This is a genomic window from Bradyrhizobium sp. P5_C11_2 (assembly GCF_054049755.1).
The window spans coordinates 1-11,259 of the sequence record NZ_JBFULT010000223.1 but is presented as its reverse complement, the minus strand read 5'-3'; the positions used below and the strand labels follow the sequence as shown (position 1 = coordinate 11,259).

Below are 11,259 nucleotides of genomic sequence, written 5' to 3'. Positions count from 1 at the left end.
GGATAACTGCGAGTCTTCGCCAAACTGCTCCCTGGGGTTATGGGTCCCGGCCTTCGCCGGGACGACAGCGGAGCTTTACGGCGAGCGGAGCTTTACCGCGCCTTGCGCCGTTTCGGCTTTGCCGTGCCGAATACCGCCGTCAAATCCTCGGCTGCCGGCACCACATCATCCAGATGCAGCCGGCTCTCCACATGCAAAAAATGCTCGCGCGAGACCRCAATCGCGCGCGCGACGTCGCGGGCGCGGAGGGCTTCGACGATGGCGCCGTGCTCGTCTACCGCGCAGATCGAATCGGTGGCGGGCTCGTAGACCGAGACCATCACCGAGGACCGGCTGAGCAGGTCGGCGAGGAAGCGCGAGAGCTCGGCATTGCCGAGCGCCTCGACCAGATGGACGTGGAACGCGCCCGACAGCCGCACCGAGGCGGCGCGATCGCCACGCGTCGCGGCGGCACGCTCCTCGGCGAGATGGGCGTTGAGCCGGTCGATCAAGGCATCGTCAACACGGCGGACGAGCTGGGTCAGCACGCCGGCCTCGAGCACGCGATGGGCCTCGTAGACGCTGCGGACGTCGTCGAGCGTCGGGCGTGGCACGCGGGCGCCGCGGTTGGGGATCATCTCCAGCCGCCGCTCCGCACCCAGCCGGTGCAGCACCTTGCGGATGCGCTCGCGCGACACGCCAAAGATGTCGGCGAGCGGCGGCTCGGCAAGCTTGGTGCCGGCCTTCAGCTTGCCCTCCAGCAGCGCGTGCAGGATGGCCTGATAGACCGCCTCGTCCTCGGCCGGATTGGCCTTGCCGATTCCCCTGCCGATTCCCTTGCCGTTTCGCCTGCGCTGCGTCGCCATGGCGATAGCTAGGCCCAAAGGATGCGCAGCGTCACCTCCAAAAAATGTGCACATTTGCTGCGCGACGGTGCAGGCGCCAAACTGAAATTTCAATCAACTAATTGATATTATTTGATATTACAAAAATGTGCACATTTGGCATGACGCTTGCTGCATTGTCGTTGCAAGCTTTACGCACAACAAACGGGACATGCCCATGCACACCCCCTCCCGACGCAGCGTTCTGACATCCGGCGCGGCGCTGGCCGCGCTCATCGCCGCCCCGGCGCGCCTGCGCGCCGCCCCCAAGGAGATCGTCATCGGCGGCCCCGCAGGTGCCGCGAAATATTTCAACGCCGATCTGTTTCCGGTGCTGGAGAAGAAGCTCGACTGCAAGGTGCTCTACGAGGGCACCAATTCGCTGACCAACCTCCAGAAGATGCAGGCCGACAAGGCCGCGCCGAAGATCTCGGTCGTCATCATGGACGATCCGGTGATGCTGCCGGCAGCCGCCGAAGGCCTGATCACCAAGATGTCGGCCTCCTCGATCGCCAATCTCGGCAAGCTCGTCGACGGCTCGGTGCATCAGGACGGACTATGGGCGAACTACCAGCGGCCCTGGGCCGGCATCGCCTATTCGACCAAGCGCATGAAGACGGCGCCGGGAAAATGGTCGGACCTGTGGGACGCGAAATATGCCTCCAGGGTGATCGTGCCGTCGCTGTCGAATACCGAAGGGTTCTGGACGCTGCTCGCGGCCGCGCATCTCGAAACCGGCAAGCCCTACAGGGAAGCACAGTACGAGATCGACGCCGCTTTCAAGAAGGTGAAGGAGTTGAAGCCGAACCTGCTCAACGTCTATACCAACGCGCCGCAGGCCATCAATTTGATGGAGCAGGGCGAGGCCTGGATGATCGGCGGACAGTTTTCCGCCTACACGCTGATCCGGAAAGCGGACGGCTCGCCGGTCGATCTCGCCGTGCCGCAGGACGGCGGCTTCGCCATGCCATCGGGAATCGCCAAGGTGAATGGCGCACCTGGCGGCGACCTTGCCGACGCCGTGATCGATTTCTTCCTGAGCCCGGAGGCGCAAACCATCCTCGCCGACAAGGCTTTTGTCGCGCCGACCAACAAGGGCACGCCGACGCCGGCGGGCTTCCCCGATCCCGCGTCGCTGTTCGCGCCGGACTGGGCGTTCGTCGCCAAGAACCGCGCCGCGTGGGTCGACCGCTGGAGCAAGGAGATGACATGAGCGAGAGCAGCCCGCATCTCGTCGTCCGCGGCGTCTCCAAAAGATACGGGCCGACGACGGTCCTCGATCACATCGATCTCACCATTCGCCGCGGTGAGCTCGTCACGCTGCTCGGCCCGTCCGGCTGCGGCAAGACCACGTTGCTGCGCGCCATCGCGGGGCTGGCGCAGCCCGACACCGGCAAGGTCGAGCTCGCCGGTCGCGACATCACCAGCGTGCCGCCGCACAAGCGCAATGTCGGTGTGGTGTTCCAGAGCTACGCGCTGTTTCCGCATCTCACCGTCGCCGGCAATGTCGCGTTTGGACTGAAGGTGCGCGGCGCGGCCAGGCGCGAGATCGACGCCGCGGTCGAGCGTGCGCTGGCGCTGGTCAAGCTCGGCCATCTCGGCGGCCGGCGCATCTCGGCGCTCTCGGGCGGGCAGCAGCAGCGGGTAGCGCTGGCGCGCGCGATCGCGGTCGAGCCGGACGTGTTGCTGTTCGACGAGGCGCTCTCGGCACTCGATCGCAAGCTGCGCGAGGAGATGCAGGTCGAGCTGCGCCGCCTGCTCCAGGACGTGAAGGCGACCGCGATCTTCGTGACGCATGACCAGGACGAGGCGCTGACCATGTCCGACCGCGTCGCGGTCATGAACAAGGGGCGGATCGAGCAGCTCGCCGAGCCGCGCGAGCTGTATTTGCGCCCGGCGAGCCTGTTCGCGCTCAACTTCGTCGGGCTGTCGACGCGGATTTCCGGCACGGTGCTGGCCGCCGATAACGGCAAGGTCGATGTCGAGACCAGGGTCGGCCGGCTGTCGGCGCTCGGCAATTTCCAGGCGGGCTCCCCCGTCATCGTCGCGGCGCGCCCTGAGCAGCTGCGGATCAGTGAGCAAGGCGAGGCAAACTCCGCGGCCGGGCGCGTCCGCTCCGTGGTGTTCCAGGGCTCGCGCACGCTGGTCGAGGTCGATGCCGGCGCCGGCGAAAGCCTGCTCGCCGAACTCTCGGAGCGCGATGGCGCGATTCCGCGCGTGCATGACGAGATCCGCCTGAGCTGGCCCGTGACCGAGACCTTTGCGTTTCCGATGGAGGCGCAGGCATGACCGAGGCGGCCCTTCCCGCGCCCGTGGCGGCGCCCTCGGTCGATCGCGAGCGACTGACGGCTGTTGGATTCGTGCTGCCGTCCTTCCTCATCATTGCCGGCGTGTTCGCGCTGCCGTTGGTGCTGCTGCTCGGCGTCAGCATCGTCGATGCCAACGGCTTGACCTTCGCCCATTACAAGCGCCTGCTCGGCACGCCCTATTATCTCGGCGTGGTCTGGAATTCGCTGCGGTTGGGACTTCTCACCACGCTGATCGCCTTCCTGATCAGCTACCCCGCCGCCTTTGCGCTGGCGCGGGCCCGCGGGCCCTTGCGCTCGGTGCTGCTGGCGACGCTGTTCCTGCCGCTCGCGGCCAGCGTCGTCGTCAAGGCGTTCGCCTGGACCATCCTCTTGCGCAGCGACGGCATCGTCAACGAGACGCTGATCGCGCTCGGCATCATCGAAGACCCGATCCGGATGATCTTTACCGAGACCGCGCTGATCGTCGGCGCCGTCAACATCTTCCTGCCCTTCATGATCCTGCCGATCTACGCGATCGTGGCCCAGCTCGATTCCCGCTACGCCGAAGCGGCCGCGACGCTCGGCGCCTCGCCGCTCGTGACTTTCCTTCGCGTGATCCTGCCGCTGACATTGCCCGGCATCATCGCCGGCGTGGCGCTGGTGTTCTCGCTGTCGGTCTMCGCCTATGTGGTGCCGACGCTGCTGATCGGCGAAAGATATCCGACGCTCGCGACCACGATCGCAAAGGCCTATCTGCTGGCGCGCGAACCCGGCTTCGGCGCGGCGGCCGGCGTCGTGCTGCTGGCGATCGCCATCGCTGTGGTCGCCTTGAGCGCACGGCTGTCACGGGAGCCGAAGTGATGACGAGGGCCGCTATCGTCGTCTGCTGGGTGATGGCCATCGCACTGGCCCTGTTCCTGATCGCGCCATTGCTGGTGATCGCAGCCGCGAGCTTCTCGCCGACGCCGGTGTTCGATTTGCCGCTGACCGGCGCATCGACACGCTGGTACGGCAGGATCGGCCGGCTCGACGGCTTCTGGCCCTCGCTGCTGCTGTCGCTCCAGATCGCGCTGCTGTCGACCGCGATCTCGCTGGTCTGCGGCACGCTCGCGGCCATCGCGATTGCGCGCGGAAAGCTGCCGGGCGCGGAGATTTTTGCGACCGCGCTGGTCTCGCCGCTGATGATGCCGGGCCTCGTGCTCGGCATCGCGCTGCTGCAGGGGTTTCGTGCGATCGGATTCACCGCGCCCTGGGCGACGCTGCTGGTGGCGCATCTCGTCATCACGCTGCCTTACGTCGCGCGCACCATGATCGCGGGACTTGCGCGGTTCGACTTCACGCTGATCGAGGCGGCGCGCACGCTCGGCTGCACCTATCCCGGCAGCGTGCTGCGGGTGATGGTGCCGGCCTTGGCGCCGTCGTTCCTGATCGCCGGGATCTTCTCGTTCCTGGCCTCGTTCGACAATTATCCGGTGTCGATTTTCCTGGCCGACGTCCGCACCAAGACGCTGCCGATCCGCATGCTGCAATATATCGAGGAAGCGCCCGACCCGACGCTCGCCGCGCTCTCCACCCTCATCCTCGCCGGCACGGTGATCCTGCTGTTCGTCAGCGACCGCGTCGTCGGCCTGCACCGCATGGCCGGAACCTCGGACTGATCCATGAGCAACGAACCCAAATCTCCCGCGCATCGCGACTTCGCCGGCTATCGCGGCAAGCCGCCGAACCCGCGCTGGCCCCACGGCGCGCGCGTCGCGGTGTCGCTGGTGGTGAATTTCGAGGAGGGCTCGGAGTTCTCCGTCAACGACGGCGATGCCGGCAACGAGGCGATCTACGAGGTCGTGCACCGGCTCGATGGCCCGGATTCCTGCATCGACAGCCATTTCGAATACGGCACGCGCGCCGCGTGGTGGCGCATCATGGACCTATTCGACGCCCATGGCGTCAAGGTCACGGTGAGCTCCTGCGGCCGCGCGGTCGAGCGTTCGCCGGACCTCGCACGCGATGCCATCGCGCGCGGCCACGAGGTGTCGGCGCATGGCTGGCGCTGGCAGAGCCACGCCGACATGGACGAGGCAAGCGAGCGCGAAGTCATCGCCAAAACGGTGGCGGCGATCGAGCGTACCACCGGACAGCGCCCGGTCGGCTGGCACACGCGTTCGGCGACATCGCCGAACACACGCCGCCTGCTGGTCGAGCACGGCGGCTTCCTCTACGACAGCGACGCCTACAACGACGACCTGCCCTACTACGTGGCGGTCGCAGGCAAGCAACATTTGGTGCTGCCCTACGCCTTCGACACCAACGACATGCAATATTACAACGCCGCACGCTTCAACGGCGCCGATTTCGCCGACTATGTCATCGACGCCTTCGAATGGCTCAAGCGTGAAGGCGAGACCTCGCCGAAGATGATGTCGATCGGGTTGCACCTGCGCATGATCGGCCGCCCCGGCCGGATCGGTGCGCTGGACCGGATCCTGGCGCACATCACCGGGAGCGGCGCCGCGTGGATCGCGCCGCGGGCCGCGATTGCGCGGCATTGGCGGGAGGTGGTGACGGCGGGGGTGTGATTTGCGCAAGCTAACTTCAGGCATGCCGGCGCAACATCCACTGTCGTCGTCCCGGCGAAGGCCGGGACCCATACCGCGTGATCTCTCGACGGCGGACGGTGCAAGTACCGGCGAATGAAGCGCAACTGCAAATCTTCGCCAAACTCCTCCCTGGGATTATGGGTCCCGGCCTTCGCCGGGACGACATAGGAGAGTGTCGCCGCCTCCCGCAGGGTGGCGCTACACCCCCGCCACCGACGTCCAGAGCTCCGCGAGCTTGCGCCGCAGCGCCTGCGTGCGCGTCAGTGGCGCGGGCGTTTCCTCGTCTTCGGGCAGGCGCAGGCCGACGACGTTGACGCGGCCGCCGGAAATGCTGCGCGCGACCAGCACAATCTCGTCGAGCGCGAGCTCGGCGCCTTCCTTCGGCGCGCGGTCGAGATGGACGTCGAAATAATCGGCCAGCGTCAGCTTGCCCTCGTCCTCGCTCACTTTCACGCCGTAGATCTCGGCGAGCTCGGCGAGCGTGTGCTCGGCCGAGACCATGAAGTCGCCGAGCAGATGCGGATCAGGCGCGGTGCTCGGCTGCATGTCGACGAAGAAGCGGTCGAGCGATTCGGCCTTCTCCGGCGGGGCCAGCAGATAGATGTAGTCGCCCGGCGCGACCGGATCGGCTTCGATCGGCGTGAGGATATTCTGGTTGCGGATCACCAGCGTCGGCTTGGACCAGGACGGGATCAGGCCGCGGCGGAAATACAGGCTCTTCGGCCGCACCGGATAGCCGACGAGCTGCTGCTCGAGCTGGCCGGGCAGATCGAGCTCGACGCGGCGCGGGCCGCGCTCGGCGCGCGGCAGCGCCACGTGCAGCTTGCGTGCGGCCGGCGCCAGCGTCCAGCCTTGCAGCAACAGCGAGATGATGACCACCACGAAGGCGACGTCGAAATAGAGATAGGCCTTTGACAGGCCGACCAGCATCGGGATCGACGCCAGGAAGATCGCGACCGCGCCGCGCAGGCCGGTCCAGGCGATGAAGATCTTTTCGCGCCAGTTGAACCGGAACGGCGCCAGGCACACGAACACCGCGATCGGCCGCGCCAGCAGCATCAGCACGAAGGCAATGCCGACCGCAGGCAGCGCGCTGGCGCCAAGCCGGCTCGGCGAGACCAGGAGGCCGAGCAGCACGAACATCACGATCTGCGCCAGCCAGGTCGCCGCATCCAGAAAGGCCACCACCGAATTGTGCGCGCGGGTCGGCCGGTTGCCGATGATGATGCCGGCGAGATAGACCGCGAGGAAGCCGGAGGCGTGCATGATCTGCGAGCCGCCGAAGATCACGAGCGCCGCGGTGGTGACGAACGGCGCGTGCAGGCCCTGCGGCAGCGCGACCTTGTTCAACGCGATGACGACCAGACGGCCGCCGAATACGCCGACAAGGGCGCCCAGCGCCCCCTCCAGGACGAACTCCATCAGCACGTGACCGGCCGTGCCTGTTCCCAGCGAGATATATTCGACCAGCATCAGGGTGAGGAAGATCGCGAAGGGATCGTTGGTGCCGGATTCCGCCTCCAGCGTCGCACCGACGCGCGGGCGCAGGCGCAGGCCCTGGGTGTGCACCAGCAGGAACACGGCGGCCGCATCGGTCGAGGCCACCACCGCGCCGACCAGCAGCGACTCCGTCCAGTTGAGGTCGAGCGCGTATTTCGCGAATGGCGCCGTGATCAGCGCGGTCAGGAGCACGCCGACGGTCGCGAGCACCACGGAGGGCGCGAGCACGGTGCGGATGCTGGCAAAGCGCGTCCGCAGGCCGCCGTCGAACAGGATCAGCGCCAGCGCCACCGAGCCGACCAGATAGGTGGTGCGGACGTCGTCGAACTGGAGCTGCCCGGGCCCGGAATCGCCGGCCAGCATGCCGATCACGAGGAAGACGAGCAGCAAGGGCGCGCCGAAGCGTAGCGCAAGCAGGCTCGACAGGATACCGGCCATCACCAGGACGGCGCCGAGCAATATGGCGAGACTGACGGAGTCGAGGGAAGCCATCCACCTTCCGGGTAAAAATCGCTGGATTTGCATCCTTATCGTCGCGGCACCGGCACGCCAACCCATTTTCTCCCGCTCGCGGCAATCTGCCCGTATTTTGCGGCCTTAACTCGCTTCACTTAGCGGTGTATCGATGGTCCGGCCGCGTCCTTTGTGGGATTCTGCGGCTCCCTCGAATCAAATCCTGCCGCCCGCTTCCCGACGAGACCTCCCGATGGACATGGACCTCAAAGACTTCATGGAGTTCGTGCAAACGACCGCGCGCAGCGTCGGGGCGGAAATCTCCTCGCCCTGGTTCTACCTGCAATTCGGCCTCATCCTGGCCGCGGCCGGTGTCGCCTATGCCGCGGAGGCCGGCGTTCGCAACCGCGTCGACATGACCTCGCTGGCGATGGGCTGGCCGCTGCCGCTGCGCCACTTCGTCCGCGTGATGGTCACGAGCGCCTCGACCGCGGTGTTCACCCTGCTCGTGATCATCTCGCGCTTCGTGATGTACCATGCGACATGGCCGAGCCGCAGCTATCTGCTGATGGTCGCCGCCAAGCTGGGGCTGGCCTGGCTCGCGATCCGGCTCGTGACCTCGGTGCTGCGCAACGCCTTCATCGTCAAGCTGGTGTCGATCACGGCGTGGTTCGTCGCGGCGCTGTCCATCATCGGACAGCTCGACACGACGGTCGAGCTGCTCGATTCCTTCGCGATCGTGCTCGGCGGCCTGCGGCTGACGCCGCTGCTGGTGATCAAGGCCGGCGCGCTTCTGCTCATCGCGCTCTGGGCCACCAACATCGCCAGCAATTTCGCCGAGAGCCGGATCAATTCGACCACGGACCTGACGCCGTCGGTACAGGTGCTGCTGGTCAAGATCATCCGGATCGGGCTGCTTGCGGTCGCAATCGTGATCGCGCTCGGCGCGGTCGGCATCGACCTCTCCGCGCTCGCGGTGTTCTCCGGCGCGGTCGGCGTCGGCATCGGTATCGGCCTGCAGAAGATCGTGGCCAATTTCATCTCGGGCATCATCCTGCTCGCCGACAAATCGGTGAAGCCCGGCGACCTCGTCACCATCGGCGACAATACCGGGCGCATCAGCGCGATGAAGACGCGCTATATTTCCGTCGCCGCCGGCGACGGCCGCGAGTTCCTGGTCCCGAACGAGGACCTAGTGACGCAGAAGGTCGTCAACTGGACCTATACCGACAAGAACACGCTGGTGAAGATCGCCTTCGGCACCAATTACGATGCCGACCCGAAGCTGGTCTGCAAGCTCGCCGCCGAGACCGCCGCCGCCCATCCCCGCGCGCAGAAGGGCAAGCCGCCGAACAGCATTTTGACCGAGTTCGCGGAAGCCGGGATGAAGTTCTCGCTGACCTTCTGGATCGCGGACCCCGACGGCATGGACAACGTCAAGAGCGACGTGATGCTGGCGCTGTGGGACGCCTTCAAGCGCGAGGGCATCCGGGTTCCCTACCCTGTCCGCGAAATCCGCGTCCGCGGCGGCGCACTGCCGGTCGAAACCACCGTAGAAGTCCCGAATTAGGCCGCTTTCGGGCCCAAGGCGGGCTCTCGTCTTGTTTTGACGCGTTTTCCTTACGCGAACCGGTATCCACTTCGCTCGAAAACGCTCCAGGCTTGGCTTGCATGAAGGCCCACGATCATTAAATTAGGCCATTCAATCAGACGCTTCCGACATCGAGACCGGCCCCGTGCCGAGAAGACCGCGACCTCATGAGCTACATCGAAGCCACCGATACCTCCTTACGCAAGACCGGACAGATCAAGCTGCATGGCCCGAGCGCTTTCGCCGGCATGCGCAAGGCCGGTGCCCTGGTAGCGAAGTGCCTCGACGAGCTCACCGACATCGCCGTTCCCGGCATGCCGACCTCACGCATCGACGAGTTCGTCCGCGACTTCGCCTTCAGCCACGGCGCCTATCCGGCGACGCTGATGTATCGCGGCTATCGCTATTCGACCTGCACCTCGCTCAACCACGTGGTCTGCCACGGCATGCCCGGCGACCGCCCGCTCAAGGAAGGCGACATCGTCAACATCGACGTCACCTTCATCGTCGACGGCTGGTACGGCGATTCCAGCCGGATGTATGCGGTCGGCCCGATCGCGCGCAAGGCGGAGCGGCTGATCGAGGTCACCTATGAGGCCATGATGCGCGGCATTGCCGCGGTGAAGCCCGGCGCCACCACCGGCGACATCGGCCACGCCATCCAGAGCTTCGTCGAGCCGCAGGGCATGAGCGTGGTGCGCGATTTCTGCGGCCATGGCCTCGGTCGCCTGTTCCACGACGAACCGAACATCATCCATATCGGCCGGCCCGGCGAGGGCGTGGTGCTCAAGCCCGGCATGTTCTTCACCATCGAGCCGATGATCAATCTCGGCAAGCCGCATGTGAAGATCCTGTCCGACGGCTGGACCGCGGTCACCCGCGATCGCTCGCTGTCGGCGCAGTTCGAGCACTCCGTCGGCGTCACCGCCACCGGCGTCGAGATCTTCACGCTGTCGGAGCGGCACGGCGAGAAGCAGGTCGCCTGATTACGAAACTCGGTGCGATATTGACTTCGCAGTCAACCCTCCGGCCCCATTGCCGAACGGCCGATTCTCGACGATGAGCTTTCTGATCGACTCATCATCGACCGAACAAACCGAGATGAGAGGCACCCCCCTCTCTTTCATGATCTTGTCGCGGGCGTCGCCTTCAACGCGATTGATGAGCGTGACGACTCCTCGCACTGTGGCATGACGGAAGTGCAGATGTCTCAGCGCATTCAGCAGAATGCTCGCGTCTGAGGCTATGTCATCGACAACAATGACACTCTCGTCCCTGACCAGGAGACCGTCGAACGGCGGCCCCATCTTGTAGCTCATGTCCGTCTTGAAAAGCGAGATCGGCTTTCCGAGCATCCTCGCAACAGCATGAGACAGAAGGATATTTCCCTTCTTGAGCCCGACAATCCTGTCGAAATCGCCGAGGGAACGCAGCTTCTCCGCCAGAATGCGGGAAAGGACCTCGAGCTTGTCATGGTCGGTAACAGCAGCCATGAGGTCGATGTAGTACTTGACGAGGACACGGTCCTCCAGAAGGCCGGTATCGCGGGCCACACCACCGCGGACGATGTGCTCCCTCGCAATCGTCGAGAGCGCGTCCTCGGATCGGCCTTGATCAACTTTCGTCTTCGCAGCATCGATCGACCTTTCCACGAACGGCACCTCTTCAGCTTCGCCGAATTTCACTGTTGCCGTAGCGAAAAACTTGGCGGCGGCGTCTTTCCCCGCCAGGATGAGATGATCCTGCTGATCTCTGCTGCGGTCGGTGCTGAAGGTGGGTGTATCTCCGACGTTGATACGAATCACGTTGGAGAGCCGCGAGATATCCATGTACTTTTCCTGAACGCGATCCTGCGCGACGAGAATGGAGTCGAACACGGAAAACACGTGGGTCAGCACCGAACCGTTTCTCCTGGTTGCGGGCTTCGAGGTGAGCGCAAATCCAATGACGGGAGTGAATTCGTTCTGCTC

10 protein-coding genes are annotated in these 11,259 nt (G+C 65.3%); 7 read left to right on the top strand and 3 right to left on the bottom strand.

Annotated elements, in window-relative coordinates:
* Positions 1-92: 92 nt before the first annotated feature.
* Positions 93-845: a GntR family transcriptional regulator gene (locus tag ACXJL8_RS20860; RefSeq protein WP_456685490.1), complete on the bottom strand. Its 753-nt coding sequence runs from the start codon at positions 843-845 to the stop codon at positions 93-95.
* 196 nt (positions 846-1,041) lie between these two features.
* Between ACXJL8_RS20860 and ACXJL8_RS20855 the strand changes: the two genes are divergently transcribed.
* The 5 genes from ACXJL8_RS20855 to ACXJL8_RS20835 are packed head-to-tail and all read left to right on the top strand — an operon-like array spanning position 1,042 to position 5,724.
* Entirely contained in the window at positions 1,042-2,076 is a 1,035-nt protein-coding gene (locus ACXJL8_RS20855) for an extracellular solute-binding protein (protein WP_456619383.1), read from the top strand.
* The gene (locus ACXJL8_RS20850; RefSeq protein WP_456619382.1) at positions 2,073-3,152 is read left to right on the top strand and encodes an ABC transporter ATP-binding protein; all 1,080 of its coding nucleotides are present in this window, start codon (positions 2,073-2,075) and stop codon (positions 3,150-3,152) included. Before ACXJL8_RS20855 ends, ACXJL8_RS20850 begins: the two co-directional genes overlap by 4 nt.
* Positions 3,149-4,012 (top strand): ABC transporter permease, encoded by an 864-nt coding sequence (locus ACXJL8_RS20845; RefSeq protein WP_456685489.1) that lies wholly within the window; start codon positions 3,149-3,151, stop codon positions 4,010-4,012. Before ACXJL8_RS20850 ends, ACXJL8_RS20845 begins: the two co-directional genes overlap by 4 nt.
* A complete protein-coding gene (locus ACXJL8_RS20840) occupies positions 4,012-4,809 on the top strand; it encodes an ABC transporter permease (protein WP_456619380.1) in 798 nt (265 codons plus the stop codon). Before ACXJL8_RS20845 ends, ACXJL8_RS20840 begins: the two co-directional genes overlap by 1 nt.
* Before the next feature lie 3 nt (positions 4,810-4,812).
* Positions 4,813-5,724, top strand: coding sequence for a polysaccharide deacetylase family protein (locus ACXJL8_RS20835; protein ID WP_456619379.1), 912 nt, complete (start codon positions 4,813-4,815; stop codon positions 5,722-5,724).
* Between the two features lie 219 nt (positions 5,725-5,943).
* Here ACXJL8_RS20835 and ACXJL8_RS20830 read toward each other — a convergent pair whose 3' ends face one another.
* On the bottom strand, positions 5,944-7,737 hold the full coding sequence (locus tag ACXJL8_RS20830) for a potassium/proton antiporter (RefSeq protein ID WP_456619378.1): 1,794 nt from the start codon (positions 7,735-7,737) through the stop codon (positions 5,944-5,946).
* Positions 7,738-7,951: 214 nt separating this feature from the next.
* On the opposite strand from ACXJL8_RS20830, the gene ACXJL8_RS20825 reads away from it, so the two are divergent.
* Both ACXJL8_RS20825 and map read left to right on the top strand, forming a co-directional pair.
* Positions 7,952-9,268 (top strand): mechanosensitive ion channel family protein, encoded by a 1,317-nt coding sequence (locus tag ACXJL8_RS20825; RefSeq protein ID WP_456619377.1) that lies wholly within the window; start codon positions 7,952-7,954, stop codon positions 9,266-9,268.
* Between the two features lie 188 nt (positions 9,269-9,456).
* The gene (gene map, locus ACXJL8_RS20820) at positions 9,457-10,275 is read left to right on the top strand and encodes a type I methionyl aminopeptidase (RefSeq protein WP_456619376.1); all 819 of its coding nucleotides are present in this window, start codon (positions 9,457-9,459) and stop codon (positions 10,273-10,275) included.
* On the opposite strand, the gene ACXJL8_RS20815 is transcribed toward map, so the two are convergent.
* The coding region (locus ACXJL8_RS20815; protein WP_456685488.1) for a phosphoribosyltransferase family protein at positions 10,276-11,259 on the bottom strand (984 nt) is incomplete at its 5' end.